At 71.7% G+C, this 20,645-nt stretch carries 16 protein-coding genes and 1 tRNA gene; 6 read left to right on the forward strand and 11 right to left on the reverse strand.

The window, feature by feature from the left end:
• Window positions 1-78: 78 nt before the first annotated feature.
• The gene (locus ABTZ17_RS29580; RefSeq protein ID WP_352198840.1) at window positions 79-1,467 is read right to left on the reverse strand and encodes a cystathionine beta-synthase; all 1,389 of its coding nucleotides are present in this window, start codon (window positions 1,465-1,467) and stop codon (window positions 79-81) included.
• Between the two features lie 149 nt (window positions 1,468-1,616).
• Between ABTZ17_RS29580 and ABTZ17_RS29585 the strand changes: the two genes are divergently transcribed.
• From ABTZ17_RS29585 to ABTZ17_RS29595, 3 genes are all read left to right on the forward strand, one after another.
• The gene (locus tag ABTZ17_RS29585; RefSeq protein ID WP_352198827.1) at window positions 1,617-2,687 is read left to right on the forward strand and encodes an SGNH/GDSL hydrolase family protein; all 1,071 of its coding nucleotides are present in this window, start codon (window positions 1,617-1,619) and stop codon (window positions 2,685-2,687) included.
• Window positions 2,688-2,734: 47 nt separating this feature from the next.
• On the forward strand, window positions 2,735-3,955 hold the full coding sequence (locus ABTZ17_RS29590; RefSeq protein WP_352198828.1) for an acetyl-CoA C-acetyltransferase: 1,221 nt from the start codon (window positions 2,735-2,737) through the stop codon (window positions 3,953-3,955).
• Window positions 3,956-4,391: 436 nt separating this feature from the next.
• Window positions 4,392-5,228, forward strand: coding sequence for a hypothetical protein (locus ABTZ17_RS29595; protein WP_352198841.1), 837 nt, complete (start codon window positions 4,392-4,394; stop codon window positions 5,226-5,228).
• Here the strand turns inward: ABTZ17_RS29595 and ABTZ17_RS29600 are convergent.
• A complete protein-coding gene (locus ABTZ17_RS29600; protein ID WP_352198829.1) occupies window positions 5,212-5,532 on the reverse strand; it encodes a hypothetical protein in 321 nt (106 codons plus the stop codon). The genes ABTZ17_RS29595 and ABTZ17_RS29600 overlap by 17 nt on opposite strands.
• A 102-nt stretch (window positions 5,533-5,634) precedes the next feature.
• Between ABTZ17_RS29600 and ABTZ17_RS29605 the strand changes: the two genes are divergently transcribed.
• The gene (locus ABTZ17_RS29605; protein WP_352198830.1) at window positions 5,635-5,865 is read left to right on the forward strand and encodes a DUF4287 domain-containing protein; all 231 of its coding nucleotides are present in this window, start codon (window positions 5,635-5,637) and stop codon (window positions 5,863-5,865) included.
• A gap of 188 nt (window positions 5,866-6,053) precedes the next feature.
• On the opposite strand, the gene ABTZ17_RS29610 is transcribed toward ABTZ17_RS29605, so the two are convergent.
• The 3 genes from ABTZ17_RS29610 to ABTZ17_RS29620 form a co-directional block, all read right to left on the reverse strand.
• Window positions 6,054-6,905, reverse strand: coding sequence for a Bax inhibitor-1/YccA family protein (locus tag ABTZ17_RS29610; protein WP_352198831.1), 852 nt, complete (start codon window positions 6,903-6,905; stop codon window positions 6,054-6,056).
• A gap of 172 nt (window positions 6,906-7,077) precedes the next feature.
• On the reverse strand, window positions 7,078-9,312 hold the full coding sequence (locus ABTZ17_RS29615; RefSeq protein WP_352198832.1) for an FG-GAP repeat domain-containing protein: 2,235 nt from the start codon (window positions 9,310-9,312) through the stop codon (window positions 7,078-7,080).
• 167 nt (window positions 9,313-9,479) lie between these two features.
• Window positions 9,480-9,560 (reverse strand) — tRNA-Leu (locus ABTZ17_RS29620).
• A gap of 444 nt (window positions 9,561-10,004) precedes the next feature.
• On the opposite strand from ABTZ17_RS29620, the gene ABTZ17_RS29625 reads away from it, so the two are divergent.
• Window positions 10,005-10,769 (forward strand): ABC transporter ATP-binding protein, encoded by a 765-nt coding sequence (locus ABTZ17_RS29625; RefSeq protein WP_352198842.1) that lies wholly within the window; start codon window positions 10,005-10,007, stop codon window positions 10,767-10,769.
• 54 nt (window positions 10,770-10,823) lie between these two features.
• Entirely contained in the window at window positions 10,824-13,373 is a 2,550-nt protein-coding gene (locus tag ABTZ17_RS29630; RefSeq protein WP_352198833.1) for an ABC transporter permease, read from the forward strand.
• A 115-nt stretch (window positions 13,374-13,488) separates the two neighbouring features.
• On the opposite strand, the gene ABTZ17_RS29635 is transcribed toward ABTZ17_RS29630, so the two are convergent.
• The 6 genes from ABTZ17_RS29635 to eno all read right to left on the reverse strand — a co-directional run bounded on the left by ABTZ17_RS29635 (window position 13,489) and on the right by eno (window position 20,349).
• Window positions 13,489-14,799: a class I SAM-dependent methyltransferase gene (locus ABTZ17_RS29635; RefSeq protein ID WP_352198834.1), complete on the reverse strand. Its 1,311-nt coding sequence runs from the start codon at window positions 14,797-14,799 to the stop codon at window positions 13,489-13,491.
• A gap of 230 nt (window positions 14,800-15,029) precedes the next feature.
• Complete coding sequence (locus ABTZ17_RS29640; protein ID WP_352198835.1) at window positions 15,030-16,415, reverse strand: NAD(P)/FAD-dependent oxidoreductase; 1,386 nt, start codon at window positions 16,413-16,415, stop codon at window positions 15,030-15,032.
• Between the two features lie 440 nt (window positions 16,416-16,855).
• Window positions 16,856-17,797, reverse strand: a complete 942-nt coding sequence (locus ABTZ17_RS29645; protein ID WP_352198836.1) for a Ppx/GppA phosphatase family protein — start codon at window positions 17,795-17,797, stop codon at window positions 16,856-16,858.
• The gene (locus ABTZ17_RS29650; protein WP_352198837.1) at window positions 17,794-18,336 is read right to left on the reverse strand and encodes a DUF501 domain-containing protein; all 543 of its coding nucleotides are present in this window, start codon (window positions 18,334-18,336) and stop codon (window positions 17,794-17,796) included. Before ABTZ17_RS29650 ends, ABTZ17_RS29645 begins: the two co-directional genes overlap by 4 nt.
• A gap of 92 nt (window positions 18,337-18,428) precedes the next feature.
• Entirely contained in the window at window positions 18,429-18,908 is a 480-nt protein-coding gene (locus tag ABTZ17_RS29655; RefSeq protein WP_352198838.1) for an FtsB family cell division protein, read from the reverse strand.
• A gap of 154 nt (window positions 18,909-19,062) precedes the next feature.
• The gene (gene eno, locus ABTZ17_RS29660) at window positions 19,063-20,349 is read right to left on the reverse strand and encodes a phosphopyruvate hydratase (RefSeq protein WP_352198839.1); all 1,287 of its coding nucleotides are present in this window, start codon (window positions 20,347-20,349) and stop codon (window positions 19,063-19,065) included.
• Window positions 20,350-20,645 lie beyond the last annotated feature (296 nt).

Below are 20,645 nucleotides of genomic sequence, written 5' to 3' on the forward strand. Positions count from 1 at the left end.
AGCCGGGGCGTGGAGAGGTTCATGGAGCGGGCGAGCTTCAGCAGGGTGGGGTCGGTGTTGTGGGCCCGTACCGCTTCGCTACTTGGTGCCGCGGGCCAGGAAGGCCAGCAGGTCCTGGCGGGAGACCACGCCCTTGGGCTTGCCCTCCACCAGCACGATCGCCGCGTCCGCCTTGCCCAGCGCGGCCATCAGGTCCGACACCGGCTCGCCGGAGCCGACCTGCGGCAGCGGGGAGCTCATGTGCTTCTCCAGCGGGTCGGTCAGCGAGGCCCGCTGCTCGAAGAGCGCGGTGAGCAGCTCCTTCTCCACCACGGAGCCGATGACCTCGGCGGCCATGACGTCGGGGTGGCCGGCGCCCGGCTTCACGACGGGCATCTGGGAGACGCCGTACTCGCGGAGCACCTCGATGGCCTCGCCGACGGTCTCCTCGGGGTGCATGTGGACCAGCGAGGGCATTTCGGCGCCCTCCTTGTCCGCGAGCACGTCACCGATGCGGGCCGCCGGACCGGCCTCCTCCAGGAAGCCGTGCCCGGCCATCCACTCGTCCGAGAAGATCTTGCTCAGGTAGCCGCGGCCGCTGTCCGGGAGGAGGACGACGACCACGTCGTCCGGGCCCAGACCGCGGGCGGCCTCCAGCGCGGCCACGACGGCCATGCCGCAGGAACCGCCGACGAGGAGGCCCTCCTCCTTGGCGAGGCGGCGGGTCATCTGGAAGGAGTCCTTGTCGGACACCGCGATGATCTCGTCGGTGACCTCGCGGTCGTAGGCGGTGGGCCAGAAGTCCTCACCGACGCCCTCGACCAGGTAGGGACGGCCGGAGCCGCCGGAGTACACGGAGCCCTCCGGGTCCGCGCCGATCACCTTGACCGCGCCGCCGGACGCCTCCTTGAGGTACCTGCCGGTGCCGGAGATGGTGCCGCCGGTGCCGACGCCCGCGACGAAGTGTGTGATCTTCCCCTCGGTCTGTTCCCACAGCTCGGGACCGGTCGTCTCGTAGTGCGAACGGGGGTTGTTCGGGTTGCTGTACTGGTCGGGCTTCCAGGCCCCCGGGGTCTCACGGACCAGTCGGTCGGAGACGTTGTAGTACGAGTCCGGGTGCTCCGGGTCCACGGCGGTCGGGCAGACCACGACCTCGGCGCCGTACGCGCGCAGGACGTTGATCTTGTCCAGGGACACCTTGTCGGGGCAGACGAAGATGCACTTGTAGCCCTTCTGCTGGGCCACGATGGCGAGACCGACACCGGTGTTGCCGCTGGTCGGCTCGACGATCGTGCCGCCGGGCTGCAGGGCGCCGCTCTTCTCCGCCGCCTCGATCATGCGGACGGCGATGCGGTCCTTCACGGACCCGCCGGGGTTGAAGTACTCGACCTTCGCCAGGACGGTCGCCTGAATGCCTTCAGTGACGTTCTTGAGCTTCACCAGCGGGGTGTTGCCGACGAGGCTGATCATCGAGTCGTGGAATTGCACCATGTTCTCCAAGGAGGGGACTCCACGGGTTCTCCGGGAGGCACCGCCAGAGTATGCGGAAAGCGATTGGCCGACCGGCAGTACGGGGCAGGTAGAGGGCGTGTGACGGCCACCGCGGCCGGACGGGCGCCGAGGAGGTGGCAGGGACAGTGTCCAGGGCGAGGACGGCACGCCGGATCGCGGCGGGCGCCGCGTACGGGGGCGGCGGCATCGGGCTGATCGGCGCCGCGGCGGTGGGGCTCGTACTGGCCGAGGTGCAGCTGGCCAAGCGCACCGTCGGCACCCTCGCGGCCGACCCGCCCCGGGCGGACGGCCGGTACGGCACCGAGTTCGGCGGGCCCGGCGCGGAACCGCTGCGGCTGGCCATGATGGGCGACTCCACGGCGGCCGGGCTGGGGGTGCGGCGGGCCCGGCAGACCCCGGCGGCCCTGCTCGCCTCCGGGCTCGCGGCGGTCGCGGAGCGGCCGGTGGAGCTGCGCAACGTGGCCCTGTCGGGCGCCATGTCCGACGACCTGGACCGGCAGGTCCGGATGGTCCTGGACGACACCGGCTTCCTGCCCGACGTCACCGTGATCATGATCGGGGCCAACGACGTGACCCGGCGGATGCCGCCGACGCAGTCGGTGCGGCTGCTCACCGCGGCCGTGCGGCGGCTGCGCGGGGCCGGCTCCGAGGTGGTCGTCGGCACCTGCCCCGACCTGGGCACCATCGAACCCGTCTACCAACCCCTGCGCTGGCTGGCCCGGCGGGTCTCCCGCCAGCTGGCCGCCGCGCAGACCATCGGGGTGGTCGAACAGGGCGGCCGCACCGTCTCCATGGGCGACCTGCTCGGCCCGGAGTTCGCCGCGAACCCGCGCGAGATGTTCGGCCCCGACTCCTACCACCCCTCCGCCGAGGGGTACGCCACCGCCGCGATGGCCGTCCTGCCCACGCTGTGCGCCGCGCTGGGCCTGTGGCCCGAGGCGGACCGGCTGGACACCGCGCGCAACGAGGACATGCTCCCCGTGGCCCAGGCGGCCTCCGCGGCGGCCGGGATCGCGGGCACCGAGGTCACGGCGGGCCGCGCGCCCTGGGCCCTCCTCAAGCACCGGCGCCGCCGCCGGCTGCCCGCCGCCGACCCGGCGGGCCCCCCGCAGGAGGTCGGCGCCCCGGCCACCGGAGCGGTGATGCGGCGGGCGTCACACCTGCCGCCCGGTGACCTCGACGATACGGACCGGTAACTTCACATGCGGTCCGCCCCGAACCCGTACGCAGCCCTGGAGCCGTGATGCCCGAAGCAGTGATCGTTTCCGCCGCCCGCTCGCCCATCGGTCGCGCCTTCAAGGGCTCGCTCAAGGACCTGCGCCCGGACGACCTGACCGCCACCGTCATCCAGGCCGCCCTCGCCAAGGTGCCCGAGCTGGACCCCCGCGAGATCGACGACCTGATGCTCGGCTGCGGCCTGCCCGGCGGCGAGCAGGGCCACAACCTCGGCCGGATCGTGGCCGTGCAGATGGGCATGGACCACCTGCCGGGCTGTACGGTCACCCGCTACTGCTCCTCCTCCCTCCAGACCTCGCGGATGGCCCTGCACGCCATCAAGGCGGGCGAGGGCGACGTCTTCATCTCCGCGGGCGTGGAGATGGTCTCCCGGTCCGTGAAGGGCTCCAGCGACGGCCTGCCGGACACCCACAACCCGCTCTTCGCCGACGCGGAGGCCCGCACGGCCGCCGTGGCGCAGTCGGAGGGGGCCTCCTGGCACGACCCGCGCGAGGACGGCCTGGTCCCCGACGCCTACATCGCGATGGGACAGACCGCGGAGAACCTGGCCCGCCTCAAGGGCGTGACCCGCGCGGACATGGACGAGTTCGGCGTCCGCTCCCAGAACCTCGCCGAGGCCGCGATCGCCAAGGGCTTCTGGGCCCGCGAGATCACCCCGATCACCACCCCCGACGGCACCGTCGTCAGCCAGGACGACGGCCCCCGCGCGGGCGTCACCCTGGAGGGCGTGCAGGGCCTGAAGCCGGTGTTCCGCCCCGACGGTCTGGTGACCGCCGGCAACTGCTGCCCGCTGAACGACGGCGCCGCCGCGCTGGTCATCATGAGCGACACCAAGGCCCGCGAGCTGGGCCTGACCCCGCTGGCCCGGATCGTCTCCACCGGCGTCTCCGGCCTCTCCCCCGAGATCATGGGCCTGGGTCCGGTCGAGGCCTCGAAGCAGGCCCTCAAGCGGGCCGGGCTGACCATCGGCGACATCGACCTGGTCGAGATCAACGAGGCCTTCGCCGCCCAGGTGATCCCCTCGTACCGCGACCTCGGCGTGGACATCGACAAGCTGAACGTCAACGGCGGGGCCATCGCCGTGGGTCACCCCTTCGGGATGACCGGCGCCCGCATCACGGGCACGCTGATCAACAGCCTCCAGTTCCACGACAAGCAGTTCGGCCTGGAGACCATGTGCGTCGGCGGCGGCCAGGGCATGGCGATGGTCATCGAGCGACTGAGCTGAGCGGTGGCGAGGCTCGGTGCGACCGACCGTGCGAGCGACTGAGCTGAGCCGGAGCGGAGGGTAGGGGCCGGGTCGGCGCGAAGCGCCGATCCGGCCCGCTCCACACCCCGTCCCGCCGGAGCGCTCCGTGATCGCGTCGTCGCAGGTCACTTTCGGTGTGATCATGGAACCCCGCCCCTGAGCTGGGCGTCCTTCCCCGTACTGACGCCGGGTCTAACCCTCCCGCCGCCGACCCGTGACCTAATCTCCCCCAGGATGTGACCTTTATCCCGGGGGATCGATGTTTCCGCAGGTCAGGGCGGGTGTGACCGGGGGGTACAGGTCAAACGACCTGTCCATTTCGTGACGTAATGCACTGCACGCCATTCCCAGGTCAGGACAAGCTGGGGTAGGAAGTCGGGGGATCCAACCACTCAGGAGTTAGTCAGTGAGCGCCATGTCTCTTGCCCTGCTGCTGACCACGGCCGCTGCCACGGCCGTGGGCGCCGCTGCGCTGCACGCCGTCCACGGGCTCCGGAAGCAGGTCACCGCACTGCGCGGCGACCTCGCCGCCTCCGCCGCCCTGCGCGGCGCGAGCGTCCCGCACGCCCGCAGCGCGGTCGACACCCCCGCCGCCGAGATACGCGCCGCGGTCGCCGAGGCCCTCGCCGAGGAGCGCGAGCGCGAGCTGGCGGAGGCGCGGGCCTTCTGGGCCGCGCAGGAGGCCCGTGACGCCGCGGACGCCCCCTCGCTGCTGGGCGGCCTGCCCGGGCTGGGCGAGGAGAGCCACCCGATGTACCTGCCCCGCCAGGCCGACCTGGTGGGTCTGGAGCCCCTCCTGGAGGAGGAGGCGGCCACCACCGCCCCCGAGTACCCGGAGGACTCCGCCGAGCTGGCCGCGGCCCGCCGCCGCCACCCCTCGCACCCCGACTTCGTCCCGGTCCAGGCCTCTCCGACCGCCGACCACGAGCGGACCGTGAACCGCCTGGAGGAGCTGGCCCAGGCGCGTACCGCCCTCGCGGACGTGCGCCCCGGCCCGCTGGGCACCCTGGACGTGTACGTCTTCACCGACGGCACCACCCTGTGCATGACCCCCGGGCACCGCGAGACCGCCGAGCGGCTCGCCGAGGCCCTGCGCACCGGCCGCACCCCCGTCCTGCTGGGCGGTTCCGGGATCTCCGGCGCGTACGCCCTGACCTTCTCCTGCGGGGAGGGCGCGGGCGATCCCTCGCACCCGGGCAGCCCCGAGGACAACGTCTACATCCTCGCGGACCGGGTCATCGCATCGCTCTGACCTCGGCCTCGCCGACCAGCACCACGGCCTCGTCCACCAGGGTGGACGGGGCCGACGTCGTGTTGCGGAGGGCTTCGGCGAGGTCCAGGCCCGCCACGGCGACCTGATCGCCGACCACGAAGGGCCCGGCGTCCGGCATCTCCCGTACGGGGCCACCCTCCAGCCCGGCGGCCCGCCGGGACAGCTCCCGGGCCAGGGCCAGTCCCTCGGCGGCGGCACCGCGCTGCAGGCGGCTCTGGGGGGCGGCGCGCAGCCGGTCGGCGAAACGTTCCACGGCGGCGGTCAGCGGTGAGGTATCGAGCACGCGGGCGACCCTACGCGCCGGTCCGGCACTCTTGCCAACACGCGGAGGGGCGGGCACGGTGTCGGGAAGGAACGAGGCAGTCCGCTGCGTCCGGAGGCGCCCATGTCCGTCGAGTTCTCCGAGAAGACCCACCGCAGGATGCTCTCCCGCATCCCCCAGTCCACCGGCCGTGACATCTCCGAATGGCTCCGCTACGTGGACGAGGGGCCGTCCCTGATCCGCTTCGAGGAAAAGGTCAGCTGGCTGCGCGGCGCGCACGAGCTGTCCTACGGCCAGGCCAAGGCCATCGTCCACGAGTACGGCCTCCGTCGGGCCGCCCGCAGGCGGGGCTAGCACCACCGACCGCCGCCGCTCCCTCCACGTCTCCACCCTCCGCTCCCCCCGCTCCCCTTCCTCCCCCACACCCGGGATCCCCCTCCCGAGCTCCCCCGGCCCGTGCACGCGGGTACGGGAAAGGCCCCGCGGGCGTACCCGCGGGGCCTTCTCGTGTCGTCCGGCGCGCGAGCGGCGCGCCGGCCCGACTAGTCGTCGCCGGAGAGGATCGAGAAGAGGCGCAGCATCTCCAGGTAGATCCAGACCAGGGTCATGGTGAGGCCGAAGGCGGCCAGCCAGGACTCCTCGCGCGGGGCGCCGTAGTTCACGCCGTCCTCGACCTGCTTGAAGTCGAGGGCGAGGAAGGCGGCACCGAGCAGGACGCCGATGATGCCGAAGACGATGCCGAGGCCGCCGCTGCGGAAGCCGAGGCCGTCACCGCCGCCGAACACCGAGAACAGCAGGTTGGCGACCATCAGGAGCATGAAGCCCAGGGCGGCGGCCATCACGAAGCCGTAGAAGCGGCGGTTCACGCGGATCCAGCGCATCTTGTACGCGAAGAGGACCGCGGCGAACACGCACATGGTGCCGAGCACGGCCTGCACGACCACGCCGGGGCTGAGGTACGTGCTCACGGCCGAGCTGATCACGCCGAGGAACACGCCCTCGAAGGCCGCGTAGGCCAGGATCAGCGCGGGGACCGGCTTCCGCTTGAAGCTCTGCACCATCGCCAGGACGAAGGCCACGAGGGCCGCGCCGATCGCGATGCCGTACGACTTGTTGACGTTGGCCGGGTCGACCGGGAGGAGGACCCAGGACAGGACGGCCGTCAGGATGACGGTGCCCAGCGTCATGGCCGTGCGGCTCACGACGTCGTCGATGGTCATCACGCTGCCGCGGGCGGGCGCGGCCGGCATGCCGGTCTGCGGGTCCACGGCGTACGGGTTGGTCGCGTACGGGTTGGTCGCGGTCCCGGCCTGCACCTGCTGCGCGTCGAAACCCGCGTAGCCGTTGTCGCGGCTGAACCCCCGTCGCGAGAAGACCGGGTTGCTGCTCCTCATCCTTCACTCCTCCGTGGCCACCGTGCGCGGCCTTGCGTTCAACAGTAATGCGTTAGCAAAGAATCCACCCTACTGCTCAGGGAGGATCTTTTCACCGGCTCGTACGACCGGCCACGGGAAGGGCGGGCGGGGGGCGGTGAGGCCCGTGACCCGGAGGCCCTCGGCCCGCGGATCAGAACACTTCCCTGTAGGCGGGGACGCCCGGGTAGTCCTGGCGGAGGGTGTAGCGGCCGTTCAGCGGCTTGGCGGGGTCGCCGGTGGCGCGGTAGAGGTAGTCCGCCTTGCCGTTGGAGGCGAACAGGTCCGGCCGTCCGTTGCGGTCGCCGTCGCCGATGCCCACCACGTGCGGGAGGCCACCCCAGCCCGCCTCCACCTTCACGCGGGGCGCGAAGGTGCCGTCGCCCCTGCCCTCCATGGACCACAGCACGCCGGCGGTGTCCCTGGCCAGCAGGTCGCCCGCCTTGGTGCCCACGATGTCCCCGACGGAAAGGATCTTGTTGTAACCCTGCCAGCCCGCGCCCGCCTTCTTGCGAGGCAGGTACGGGGTCTTCCAGGAACCCGTGCCCCGGTAGAGCCACATCACCCCGGCGGCGTCGGCGGCCAGGAGGTCCGGCTTGCCGTCGTTCGTGACGTCGCCGAGGGCGGTGAGCTGCTTGTAGACCTGCCAGCCCGCACCCACCTTGATCCGGGTGTCGAAGGTGCCGTCGCCCTTGCCGAGGTGGAGCCAGAGCACGCCCGCCTTGTCCCGGGAGACGAGGTCGCCCGCCGCCCCGCCGGCGGCGTTGCCCGCCGCCGCGATCCTGTCGTACCCGGACCAGTCGCCGGGGACCTGCTTGCGCTCGCGGAACTCGCCCGTGGGGAAGATCGTGCGCCCGCTCGGGTTCCACGCCGAGTCGTACAGCCATACCTTGCCCGCCGCGTCGCGGTCCAGGAGGTCCGGCGAACCGTTGCTCGTGTAGTCGTGGGGGTGGGACTTCCGGGTCACCTGGAAGGCACCGGTAACGGTGGCCGCCGGGCCGAGCCCGTTGCGGGGCGTGAAGACCGCCTTCCACGTGTAGTCACCGGCGGGGGCGGACAGCGGCCGCCCCGGAGTGGCGAGGGTCCGGTTCCAGTCCAGCGCCATCCATCCCGATCCGGCGGCCGGGTTCTGCGCGGGCGGCACGTTCCAGGTACCGGTCTGCTTGGTGGCGACGTGAGTGATCGTGACGGTCATCTGGACGTTCTGCCGGGAGAGCCGCCAGCGCATTCGGTGGGCGCGGTCGTCGAGGGCGACCGTCTTCTCCACGTCCGTCTCCTGAACGGCCACGACGGTGGGCTCACCGGTGGAGGCGACGAGGGCCGCCACCGGCACCCCGCCGGCACCGGCCGAGATCCGGTACAGCCCCTCGCCGGAGGCGAGGGTGCCGCCGCGGACCAGCAGGGCCCCGTCCGGGGTCTGGGCGAGCGAGGACGCGTGGTCGAGGAGCTTGCGGGCGGTGCCACCGTCCGGCGGAACCGTCTTGAGGGCCAGGTCCTCCTTGGCGGTGCCTTGGTGGGAGGCCCGGATCGGGCCACGGACCAGTTGACCGCCGACCAGTCCGATGCCGAGGCGCGCGTACTCCGCCGTCGGGACCGACGTCTCCGTCTCCTTGCCGGTTCGAAGGTCGATGCTCGTCAGCAGGGAGTGCTCCTCGCCGTCGCCCTGATGGACCACGACGAGCCGCTCGGTGGACAGGGCGATCCCGTGGACGTCGTGCGCGTGCACGACCGCACCCGGAACCCGGGCGCCCTCGGCGAGGTCGATCAGCGTGTAGCTGCTGCGCTCATCGTCCGGACCGGCGTAGCTCACGAGGGCCCGGCCGGGGATCGCCCGCACGAGGGAGTACCGGTCCGTGTCCCCCGAGAACCCGGCCACCCGGCGGGCCGGTGCTCCGGCGCCCGAGCCGTCGAGGAGGTACAGCGCGCCCTCCCGCTCCGCGAGCAGCGTGCGGCCGACGGTGCCGAGGTACTCGTACCCCGCCAGGTCGACCCGGGTAATCCGGCCCGTGCGGGTGTCGGTGAGGGTGACGGAGGTGGTCGTGCCCAGGCCCTCGTGCTCGGCCACAACGTCCTCGACGGCGCCGAAGTCGCGGGCGTAACCGAGGCTCGCCGGGCCGAACCGCGTCTGCGAACCGTCCGCGTACTTCGTCCAGACCCGGCCCTCGCCGTCCCGGGTGAGGAAGCCGGTGGGGCCCGCGGCGAGGACCTCCGAGCCCGGGGCGATCCGCGGCACGGCCGCGGGGGCGGGCGCGGCCGCGGGGGCCTGCGCCCCGGCGTGCGCGGGCGGCGCGGCCGCGAAGGCGGGCGCCGCGAGCGGGCTCGCGCCCGCCGCCAGGGCGACCGCCACGGCCGGGCCGAGCAGACGTCCGGAGAACCGGAACTGGTGCATGAGGTTTCCTCCCGTTGGTTCGTGCACCTGATCGACACCCGGAGCGGGCGGATGGTTGTACACGGGAGGCGGGGAAGGTGCGGGGAGGACCGCGGAAGGGGCGCGGGTCACGCCGGCGGACCCCGCGCGACCTGCGCGGGAGGAGCGGCGGCGGGGAGGAGCCCGCGTGCCCGGAGCCGGACTCGAACCGGCACGGCCTGAGGCCAGCGAGGTTTAAGCTCGCCGTGTCTGCATTCCACCATCCGGGCGGGGCGGGCGGCTCCGCGGAAATCCTTGAACCCAGGGGTGAGCCTAACCGGAATCCGACATCCGAAGAGTGATCTTCTTTCCGATGTTGTCTGATTTTATTGATGCTTGAGGGTGCGTCAGCACACAGAAGGCGCGGTCCGCCTCCTGCGTACCGGGAAGATCGACCCGCCGGAATGACGGGATTTCGACGGCTCCGGACCCCCCTTCCCGCGAGGCTCCCACCCCCTGTCCGCCACCCCGGGCCACCCCGCTCCCGCCGGGTCCTCCCCCTGCTCCCGATGGAGCCGCTTGTCATACCAGAGGAGGAGGGGGGCCTCCCCCGGTCAGACTCCAGTGGGCCCGCAAGACCCGCACGACGACGGATCCGCCGAAGTAAGCGGCGGGTGAGGATGGAGAACGTCCCGCAGTCCGTGACCGTCCCGCAGGAGTCTCCCGTGACCACCATGAACCACGCCCCCCAGCGCACCGCCCTGGTGGCCGCCCGCGCCACCCAGCTGTCCAAGGTGTACGGCGAGGGCGAGACGCAGGTGGTCGCGCTGGACAACGTCTCCGTGGACTTCGCCCAGGGCCAGTTCACCGCGATCATGGGCCCCTCGGGCTCCGGCAAGTCCACGCTCATGCACTGCGTGGCCGGCCTGGACACCTTCTCCAGCGGCTCGGTGCGGATCGGCGAGACCGAGCTGGGCAGCCTCAAGGACAAGCAGCTCACCCAGCTCCGCCGGGACAAGATCGGCTTCATCTTCCAGGCGTTCAACCTGCTGCCCACGCTGACCGCCCTGGAGAACATCACGCTCCCCATGGACATCGCGGGCCGCAAGCCCGACAAGCGGTGGATGGAGCAGGTCATCGAGATGGTCGGCCTCTCCGGCCGGCTGAGCCACCGCCCCACCCAGCTGTCCGGCGGCCAGCAGCAGCGCGTGGCCGTGGCCCGCGCCCTGGCCTCCAAGCCCGAGATCATCTTCGGTGACGAGCCCACCGGAAACCTGGACTCGCGCTCCGGCGCCGAGGTCCTCGGCTTCCTGCGCAACTCCGTCCGCGAGCTGGGCCAGACCGTCGTCATGGTCACCCACGACCCGGTCGCCGCCTCCTACGCCGACCGCGTCATCTTCCTCGCCGACGGCCGCATCGTCGACGAGATGCACCGCCCCACCGCCGACGGCGTGCTCGACCGCATGAAGGCCTTCGACGCCAAGGGCCGCACCAGCTGAGGCGCTCCACCCGCCCCTGACCCGGCCCTCCCTCGACCTCCTGGAATCGCCACCATGTTCCGTACCGCCCTGCGCAACATCCTCGCGCACAAGGCGAGGCTGCTGATGACGGTCCTCGCCGTCATGCTCGGCGTCGCCTTCGTCTCCGGCACGCTCGTCTTCACCGACACCCTCGGCAAGGCCCTCAGCGGGCAGTCCGCCAAGAGCTACGACAACGTCGCCGTGTCCGTCACGCACTACGGCGGCGGCAGCCGCTCCGCGGACGGCACCAAGAGCGCCCCCGGCATCAGCAAGAAGCAGGCGGACCAGATCGCCGCCCTGCCCGGCGTGACCGGCGTCTCCGGCCGCGTCGACGGCTTCGCCGGCGTCGCCGACGCCAAGGGCAAGCTGATCGGCAATGGTTGGGCCAACCGCGGCTCCAACTTCGCCCCCGGCAAGGACGGCAAGGACCCGCACTACGCCTTCACCGACGGCTCCGGCCCGGTCCGCGCCGACCAGGTCGCCCTCGACGAGGAGACCGCCTCCAAGGGCGGCTACAAGCCCGGCGACCGCGTCCGCGTCGCCACCAACGGCCCGGTGAAGGAGTACTCCCTCTCCGGCGTGTTCACCACCGACGACGGCCAGGTCAACGCGGGCGGCAGCCTCGTCCTGTTCGACACCCCGGTGGCCCAGAAGCTCTACCTCAAGCCCGGCTACTTCTCCGAGCTGTCCGTGGCCGCCTCCCCGAGCACCAAGGCCGACGCCCTGCTCGCCCAGGTCAAGCCGCTGGTCGGCGACGAGGCCACCGCCGAGACCGGCGCCGCGCTCGCCGAGCGCAACGCCAAGGACATCGAAGCGGGCATGAGCGGCATGAACCAGGTGCTGCTGGCCTTCGCCGGCATCGCCCTGTTCGTCGGCGTCTTCCTCATCTACAACACCTTCACCATGCTGGTCGCCCAGCGCACCAAGGAACTGGCCCTGCTGCGCGCCGTCGGCGCCTCCCGCCGCCAGGTCAAGCGCTCGGTCCTCGCCGAGGCCTTCACCGTCGGCGTCATCTCCTCCGCCATCGGCCTGGTGGCCGGCATCGGCCTCGCCGTCGGCCTGCGCTCCCTGATGGGCACCTTCGGCGCCAAGATCCCCGACGGCCCGCTGGTCATCGCCCCGAGCACCATCGGCATCGCCCTCGTCATCGGCATCCTGGTGACGATGCTCGCCGCCTGGCTGCCGGCCCGCCGCACCGCGAAGATCGCCCCGGTCGCCGCCATGGGCAGCGCCCACCTGCCGGCCACCGCCAAGTCCCTGGTGCTGCGCAACAGCATCGGCGCGGTCCTCTTCCTCATCGGCCTGGGCCTCGTGGTCGCCGGTGCCGCCGCCGGCTCGGACGGACGCATGCTCATCGCGGGCGGCGCCTTCTTCGCCCTGGTCGGCATCATCGTCCTCATCCCGATGCTGTCCCGGCCCTTCATCGCCGCCGTCCGCCCGCTGCTCCAGAAGGTGTTCGGCACCGCCGGCAAGCTGGCCGCGCAGAACGCCGTCCGCAACCCGCGCCGCACCGGCGTCACCGCCGCCTCCCTGGCCATCGGCCTGACGCTGGTCACCGGTCTCACCGTGCTCGGCGTGACCGTGGGCAAGGCCGTGGACCGCATGACCACCGACGTGGTCCGCGCCGACTACATGCTGACCATGGCCAGCGGCGACAGCCTCGACAAGTCCGTGCTGCCCGCCCTGGAGAAGACCCCCGGGATCACCGCCCTCAGCCCGCAGCAGGCCGGCTACTTCAAGACCTCCGACGGCCTGTACCACGCCGCCAGCGGCGTCAACCCGCAGGGCATCGACCAGCTCCTGAAGCTGAAGGTCCTCAGCGGCTCCACCGCCTCCCTCGCCGAGGGCAAGGTCGCGGTCGACGAGAAGACCGCCGAGAAGCAGAAGCTCTCCGTGGGCAAGTCCGTCGAGGCCACCTTCGACGACGGCAAGAAGGCCACCCTGACGGTCGGCGCGGTCTACGAGGCCAACGAGTTCGTCTCCCCGTACGTCCTCGACGCCAAGATCCTGGACGCGCACGCCGACGGCGAGCGCTCCGACATCCGCCAGGTCTTCGTCAAGACGGAGGGCGGCGAGTCCGCCGCCAACGAGCAGAAGATCGTGGACGCCCTCGGCAGCAACCCGGCCATCAGCGTCCAGGACCAGACCGACATCCGGAACACCTTCGGCGGCATCATCAGCATGATGCTCAACATCATGTACGGCCTGCTCGGCATGGCCCTGCTGATCGCCATCCTCGGCGTCATCAACACCCTCGCCATGTCGGTGTTCGAGCGCCAGCAGGAGATCGGCATGCTCCGCGCCATCGGCCTGGACCGCGGTCGCGTCAAGAACATGGTCCGCCTGGAGGCCGTGGTCATCTCCCTCTTCGGCGCCGTCCTCGGCGTCGGCCTGGGCACCTTCCTCGCCTGGGCGATCGGCCAGACCATCAAGGGCGTCATCCCCAACTACGAGCTGGTGATCCCCTTCGACCGGATCGGCGTCTTCCTCGTACTGGCCGCCCTGGTCGGCGTCCTGGCGGCCATGTGGCCCGCCCGCAGCGCCGCCAAGCTGAACATGCTCACCGCCATCAAGACGGAGTAGCACGGCCCGGCCCCCACCCGGGGGCCGCACCGGGACGAGGACGGGGAAGGGCCCCGCGGCGCGTGCGGCCGCGGGGCCCTTCCGCACTCCCGCTCCCGGCCCGGCTCCCGGCGGCTCAGACCGCCGGCCAGGTGCGGGCCCGCAGCGGCATCCCGGAGGCACCGCCCGTCCCGGGCCGCACCGCCAGCACCTGGTTGACCCCCAGCCGTCCGTGCTCGAAGCCCAGCGCCGAGGCCGCCATGTACAGCCGCCAGACCCGGGCCCGACCCTCCGAGGTCAGGCGGACGGCCTCGTCCCAGTGCTCCTCCAGCCGGGTCACCCAGGCCCGCAGGGTGAGGGCGTAGTGCTCGCGCAGCGCCTCCACGTCCCGCACCTCGAACCCGGCCCGCTCCAGCTCCCCCACCGTGCTGCCCACCGGGGACAGCTCCCCGTCGGGGAAGACGTAGGCGTCGATGAACTCGTCGATGCGGTAAGCCGATTCGTCGGGCTCCGGGGGCCGGCCGATCTGGTGGTTCAACAGCCGCCCGCCCGGCTCCAAGAGCCCGAACAGCACCCCGGCGTACTCGCGGTACCGCTCCGAGCCCACGTGCTCGGCCATCCCGATGGAGGAAACGGCCGTGTACGGACCGTCCCTGACGTCCCGGTAGTCCTGCACCCGGATCTCCACCAGCTCCGCCAGACCCTCCTCCACGACCCGCTTGCGGGCGTAGGCGGCCTGCTCCCGGGACAGGGTGACCCCGGTGACCCGGGCCCCGTACTCCCGGGCCGCGTGCAGGGCCATGGAGCCCCAGCCGCAGCCCACGTCCAGGAGCCGGTCCCCGGGCTTCAGGGCCAGCTTCCGGCAGACCAGGTCGAGCTTGTCCCGCTGGGCCTGCTCCAGGGTGCCGCCCTGGCTCCAGTAGGCGCAGGAGTACACCATGGACGGGCCCAGGACCCGCTCGTAGAACTCGTTGCCCACGTCGTAGTGGTGGCTGATCGCCTGCCGGTCGGTCCCGCGGGTGTGCAGCGGCCCGCGGCGGCGCGCCGCCCGCGGCACCTCCTCCGGCGGGGGCGCCGGCTGCGGCCACGGACCGGCCAGCCGCACCAGGTCCCCCAGCGCGGCCCGGACCGCCGGGTCCCGCAGCCGGGTCCGGGCCGCCGGCGCGTCCTCGGACTCCTCGCGCTCCCAGAGCACCCCGGCCAGTTCCGTGAGCAGGCCGTACAGGTCCCCGTCCGCGTCCAGCTCACCGGCCACCCAGCCGCGGGCCAGCCCCAGCTCGCCGGGCTGCCACAACAGGCGCCGCAGGGCCCGGCGGTGACGGACCACCAGCACCGGGGCCCCGGAGGGACCGGCCTCGCTGCCGTCCCAGGCCCGGATCCGGAAGCTGAGGGGGGCGCCGAGCAGGCTCTCGGCCATCGCGGCGAGCCGCGGAGCGGCGTCGGGCATGACGAACACCTCCAGAGGGTTCCAGGCAACCGGACTACCCCGCTGCCCGACCAGGTAAGCAGCGCCCGGTCACCCCCGGGTAACACCCTGACCGGCGGTTACCCCCGTCCGGCGGAACATCCCGGCCCGCCCCGCCGCCGCTCCCCCGCACCCCGCGGAAACCCCGAAGGGGCCGCTCGCACCACGGATGGCGAGCGGCCCCTTCGGGGTCGTGCGGGTACTTCTCGGCGTCAGGACGCCTTGGCCTTCTCGGTCTTCTCCACGGGGGCCGCGGCGACCGGGGCGGGCTTGGCGGCCTCGTAGAACTCCTCGCGGGGGGTCTCCAGCGCGCCGAGGGAGACGACCTCGCGCTTGAGGAACATGCTGAGGGTCCAGTCGGCGAAGACGCGGATCTTGCGGTTCCAGGTCGGCATGGCCATGCCGTGGTAGCCACGGTGCATGTACCAGGCGAGCCGGCCCTTGAGCTTGATCTTCATCTTGCCCATGACGATCATCGCGACGCCCTTGTGCAGGCCGAGGCCCGCCACAGCACCCTTGTTGGAGTGGCTGTACTCCTTCTGCGGGAAGCCCCGCATGCCGGAGACGACGTTGTCGCCGAGGACCTTCGCCTGACGCAGCGCGTGCTGGGCGTTCGGCGGGCACCAGGCGTTCTCGACACCGGCGCGGCGGGAGGCCATGTCCGGGACCTGGGCGTTGTCGCCCGCGGCCCAGATGTAGTCCGTGCCCTGCACCTGGAGGGTGGCGGCGGTGTCCACGTGACCGCGGGGGCCGAGCGGCAGGCCGTAGCGGGCCAGCGCCGGGTTCGGCTTCACACCGGCGGTCCACACGATGGTGTTGGACTCGACCTCGAGGCCGTTCTTGAGGACCACGTTGCCGTCGACGCAGGAGTCCATGGAGGTACCGAGGTAGATCTCGATGCCGCGGGACTCCAGGTGCTCCTTGCCCCAGGTGCCCAGCTTCGGGCCGACCTCGGGAAGGATCTTGTCGGCCGCGTCGACCAGGATGAAGCGCATGTCCTCGCGCTTCACGTTGGTGTAGTACTTCGCGGCGTCGCGGGCCATGTCCTCGACCTCACCGATGGTCTCCGCACCGGCGAAGCCGCCGCCGACGAAGACGAAGGTGAGGGCCTTGCGGCGGACGTCCTCGTCCTGCGTGGACTCGGCCTTGTCCAGCTGCTCCAGGACGTGGTTGCGCAGGCCGATGCCCTCCTCGACGCCCTTCATGCCGATGCCCTGCTCGGCGAGGCCGGGGATCGGGAAGGTGCGGGAGATGGCGCCGAGCGCGATCACCAGGTAGTCGAAGGGCAGCTCGTACGCCTCGCCGACGAGCGGCGCGACGACGGCGACCTTGCGGTCCTGGTCGATGGTGGTGACCCGGCCGGTGAGGACCTCAGCCTTGGGCAGCACGCGTCGCAGCGGGACGACGACGTGCCGAGGCGAGATGCTGCCTGCGGCCACTTCGGGGAGGAAGGGCTGGTACGTCATGTACGACCGGGGGTCGACGACCGTGACGGTCGCCTCGCCGTAGCGCATCTTCTTCATGATGCGCTTGGCCGCGTACAGACCGACGTACCCACCGCCTACTACGAGGATCCTGGGACGCTCCGTGGTGCTCATGCCATTGAGTATCCAGCACCCGGTTGAGGGGCGCTCGTGAGCCCCTTCACAAGAACCCGGGTACCCTCTGCTACACTGCGCGGCCCGCGTGACGCAGGTCATGGCGCACAACGGGAACCAGAGGGTCCGGCGGGACGTTGGAGACCCCATCTGATCAGGCCATCAGCCCTTCGGGCGGCCTGATCCACCCCGGTCGCCCCTCCCTACGACACGGAACCCGTAGCACCGGTCGATCGCACCAATGAGGGCCCCGGGCTACGAAAGAGCCCCCGAATCGGGCTCCGAACAAGCTTTCCTTGGGCCGACGGGCCCTTTTTCCTTGTGAAGAACTTCACGAAGTTCATGGGGACGGCGGCCCGAAAGTCCCTCTGACATGCCCCTGACGGCCCCCGGAACGTTCCATTCCGCCGCTCCGGAGGCCCTGGGCACACCCCACGCGGCTACGCCACGGACCAGGCGATGCCGTCGAGGATGTCGTGCTCGGAGACGACCACCTCGCGGGCGCCGGTGCGCTCCATGATCGCCAGGAGGACCAGCGTGCCCGCCGCGATCACGTCGGTGCGGCCCGGGTGCATGACCCCGATCGCCGACCGCTCGGCGTGGGTGGAGGACACCAGCCGCTCGGTGATCGCCTTCACCCGCTCGTAGGAGACGCGGGTGTGGTGGATGGCCTTGGTGTCGTACGCGGGCAGGTCCAGCGCGATCCCCGCGACGGTGGTCACCGAACCGGCCAGGCCCACCAGGGTCCGCGCCTCGGACAGCGGCACGGTCTCCTCGGCCAGGTCCAGGGCCGCCTCGATGTCGGCGCGGATCGCGGCCAGCTGCTCGGCGCTCGGCGGGTCCGTGACCACCCCGTCCACCACCAGGTGCCGCTCGGTCATCCGCACGCAGCCGATGTCCACCGAGCGGGCCGCGCGGACCCGGTCGTCACCGACCACGAACTCGGTCGAGCCGCCGCCGATGTCCACGACCAGGAACGGCCGCTCCAGGTGGGCCGCCCCGGTCAGCTCGCGGGTGGCACCGGTGAAGGAGAACTCGGCCTCCTGCGCCCCGGTGATCACCTCGGGCTCCACGCCCAGGATGTCGAGCACACCCGCGACGAACTCGTCGCGGTTCTCCGCGTCCCGGGAGGCGGAGGTCGCCACGAAGCGGATCCGCTCGGCACCCAGCTCCTTGATCACGGCCGCGTACTCCCGGCAGGCCGCGAAGGTGCGCTCCAGGGCCTCGGGGGCCAGCCGTCCGGTCCGGTCCACGCCCTGCCCGAGCCGGACGATGGTCATCCGGCGGTCCAGCTCGACCAGCTCGCCGGTGGCCGGGTCGCAGTCGGCGACCAGCAGTCGGATGGAGTTCGTGCCGCAGTCGACGGCCGCTACCCGGGTCATTCGGACTCCTTCTCCTTGTGCTCTCCGCACGGGGTGACGCAGGGGCCCTTGGCCCACCACTCGGGCAGCAGGGCCAGGGCCTCGTCACCGAAGGGGTTCACGCCGGGCCCCGCCACCAGCGAGTGCCCGACGAGCACGTGCAGGCACTTGACCCGGTCGGGCATTCCCCCGGCGCTCGGGAAGCCGGCCAGCACCTCGATGGCGTCGCGGCGGGCGATGTAGTCCTCGTGCGCGGCCCGGTAGGCGGCGGCCAGCTCCGGGTCGGTGGAGAGCCGGTCCTGCATCTCCTTCATCAGCCCCGAGCCCTCCAGGGTGCCGATGGCACCGGCCGCGCGGGGGCAGGTCAGGTAGTAGGTGGTCGGGAACGGCGTGCCGTCCGGGAGCCGCGGGGCCGTCTCGACCACGTCCGGCTGCCCGCAGGGGCAGCGGTGCGCGATGGCCCGGAGCCCGCGCGGCGGGCGGCCCAGCTGCTGCTCGAACGCTTCGATGTCGGCGGCCGTGGGCTCGGTGCGGTCGGTCTGGGGCGGGGGCGTTTCCATACCTGCTGTGAAGTCTCTTCGCTCGGAGTCGGGATGGGGAGGGTGGGCGCGACCGGCCGCGGCCCGCGGCGCGGGGCGGTCGGGCGGGCCCGTCAGTCCTCGGGGCGGTCGGCCTTGTCCACGCCGTCCCAGACGTTGGAGTACCACGGCCGGTCGGCCGCGCCCTCCTCGGCACGGCGCCGCTCCTGCTCCGCCGCCTCGGGATCGATCATGGTGTAGCCGGTCTCCCCGGGCCGCACGTAGTGCAGGTGCGCGCGCGCCTGCTGCTCCACGTAGGCCGGGTCCTGCCAGCGCGCCTTCTCGTCGCGCAGCTCTTCCAGGTACTGGCGCGCCCGGTCGGCGTCCCGCTGCTGCTCGGCGATGTCCGAGCGCTGGGAGACGTACTGCCGCATCGGGTAGGCGAGCGCGACGATCAGGGTGCAGAGCACGAGGGCGAGCAGGGCCGCGCGGCCGGTCAGCCTGGAGCGCCGGACCTGACGGCGCGTCTGGGAGCGGTAGACGTGGGCGGCGGTCCGCTCACCGAGCTGCCTGAGCCTGGTCGCGGTGGAGAACCGGTCCCGGTTCCCGGCCATGTGCCCGCCTCCCTCTCTCACCACGCGTACGTCCACGCACGTGCGTCCCCGCACACGGTACGGGACCGAGTGCGGGGACGCTCCGCTTCGCTGCGCCTTTGCTCCTCATTGGGTCATTCGGATGCAAAGGAGGGCTTGCGCCCGGTGCGGGTGATCAGCCCTTGAAGCGCGGGAAGGCGCTGCGGCCGGCGTAGACCGCGGCGTCGTCGAGGATCTCCTCGATGCGCAGGAGCTGGTTGTACTTGGCGACGCGGTCCGAACGGGCCGGGGCACCGGTCTTGATCTGGCCGCAGTTCACGGCGACGGCGAGGTCGGCGATGGTGACGTCCTCGGTCTCGCCGGAGCGGTGCGACATCATGCACTTGAAGCCGTTGCGCTGGGCCATCTCGACGGCGTCGAGGGTCTCGGTCAGGGAACCGATCTGGTTCACCTTGACGAGCAGGGCGTTCGCGGAGCCCTCCTCGATGCCGCGGGCCAGGCGCTCCGGGTTGGTGACGAAGAGGTCGTCGCCGACGATCTGCACCTTGGCGCCGAGCTTGTCGGTGATGACCTTCCAGCCGGCCCAGTCGTCCTCGAAGAGCGGGTCCTCGATGGAGACGAGCGGGTAGGCCTCGACGAGCTCCGCGTAGTACTCGGTCATCTCGGCGGCCGAGCGGGACTGGCCCTCGAACTCGTACTTGCCGTCCTTGTAGAACTCGGACGCGGCGACGTCGAGCGCGAGCGCGATGTCCTTGCCCGGGACATAGCCGGCCTGCTTGATGGCCTCGACGATGAGGTCGAGGGCGGCGCGGTTGGACTCCAGGTTCGGGGCGAAGCCGCCCTCGTCGCCCAGGCCGGTGGAGAGGCCCTTGGTGTGGAGGACCTTCTTGAGGGTGTGGTAGACCTCGGCACCCCAGCGGAGGGCCTCGGAGAAGGACTCCGCGCCGATCGGGGCGATCATGAACTCCTGGATGTCCACGTTGGAGTCGGCGTGCGACCCACCGTTGAGGATGTTCATCATCGGAACGGGCAGCAGGTGCGCGTTCGGGCCGCCGAGGTAGCGGAACAGCGGGAGGTCGCTGGCCTCGGAGGCGGCGTGGGCCACGGCCAGGGAGACGCCGAGGATGGCGTTGGCGCCGAGGGAGCCCTTGTTGTCGGTGGCGTCCAGGTCGAACATGGCCTGGTCGATCAGGCGCTGCTCGGTGGCGTCGTAGCCGACGAGCTCCGGGCCGATCTGCTCGATGACGGCGAGGACGGCCTTCTCGACACCCTTGCCGAGGTAACGGTTGGGGTCCCCGTCACGGAGCTCGATGGCCTCGAAGGCACCGGTGGAGGCACCGGACGGAACGGCAGCACGGCCGGTGCTGCCGTCGTCGAGGCCCACCTCGACCTCGACCGTGGGGTTGCCTCGGGAGTCCAGGATTTCCCGGGCTACGACGACGTCGATGGACGGCACGAGCATCTCCTTCTGGGATGTGACGCTGGGTGTGCGGTGGGCGCGGGCCGTGCGGTGGCCCCCGCCGGTCTAGAGCCTAACCGGCCCGGGGCGGTCGGCCGGCCGACCGACCGGGTCCTGGGACGAAAAAGGGGCCGAATACCCCTGTTACGGGACATAGGTCTCTTGATCAGCGGGGTTTCCGGTCCCTCCGCGGGCCCTCCGTCCCCGCCTGACACGACAGCACCTCCGCCCAACATGGCGCCGAGCTCGATCGGCACGCCGACCAGGGAGCCGTACTCGGTCCACGAGCCGTCGGAGTT

Source organism: Streptomyces sp. NPDC097619, from assembly GCF_040302735.1.
GTDB lineage: Bacteria > Actinomycetota > Actinomycetes > Streptomycetales > Streptomycetaceae > Streptomyces.

What these genes read in the sequence shown, in the direction of transcription:
- ABTZ17_RS29650 (WP_352198837.1), bottom strand. Translation starts at nt 18,336, where the DNA reads ATGGAAACGCCCCCGCCCCAGACCGACCGCACCGAGCCCACGGCCGCC.
- ABTZ17_RS29640 (WP_352198835.1), bottom strand. Translation starts at nt 16,415, where the DNA reads ATGAGCACCACGGAGCGTCCCAGGATCCTCGTAGTAGGCGGTGGGTAC.
- ABTZ17_RS29615 (WP_352198832.1), bottom strand. Translation starts at nt 9,312, where the DNA reads ATGCACCAGTTCCGGTTCTCCGGACGTCTGCTCGGCCCGGCCGTGGCG.
- ABTZ17_RS29595 (WP_352198841.1), top strand. Translation starts at nt 4,392, where the DNA reads ATGTCTCTTGCCCTGCTGCTGACCACGGCCGCTGCCACGGCCGTGGGC.
- ABTZ17_RS29625 (WP_352198842.1), top strand. Translation starts at nt 10,005, where the DNA reads ATGAACCACGCCCCCCAGCGCACCGCCCTGGTGGCCGCCCGCGCCACC.
- ABTZ17_RS29630 (WP_352198833.1), top strand. Translation starts at nt 10,824, where the DNA reads ATGTTCCGTACCGCCCTGCGCAACATCCTCGCGCACAAGGCGAGGCTG.
- eno (WP_352198839.1), bottom strand. Translation starts at nt 20,349, where the DNA reads ATGCTCGTGCCGTCCATCGACGTCGTCGTAGCCCGGGAAATCCTGGAC.
- ABTZ17_RS29605 (WP_352198830.1), top strand. Translation starts at nt 5,635, where the DNA reads ATGTCCGTCGAGTTCTCCGAGAAGACCCACCGCAGGATGCTCTCCCGC.
- ABTZ17_RS29655 (WP_352198838.1), bottom strand. Translation starts at nt 18,908, where the DNA reads ATGGCCGGGAACCGGGACCGGTTCTCCACCGCGACCAGGCTCAGGCAG.
- ABTZ17_RS29635 (WP_352198834.1), bottom strand. Translation starts at nt 14,799, where the DNA reads ATGCCCGACGCCGCTCCGCGGCTCGCCGCGATGGCCGAGAGCCTGCTC.
- ABTZ17_RS29610 (WP_352198831.1), bottom strand. Translation starts at nt 6,905, where the DNA reads ATGAGGAGCAGCAACCCGGTCTTCTCGCGACGGGGGTTCAGCCGCGAC.
- ABTZ17_RS29590 (WP_352198828.1), top strand. Translation starts at nt 2,735, where the DNA reads ATGCCCGAAGCAGTGATCGTTTCCGCCGCCCGCTCGCCCATCGGTCGC.
- ABTZ17_RS29645 (WP_352198836.1), bottom strand. Translation starts at nt 17,797, where the DNA reads ATGACCCGGGTAGCGGCCGTCGACTGCGGCACGAACTCCATCCGACTG.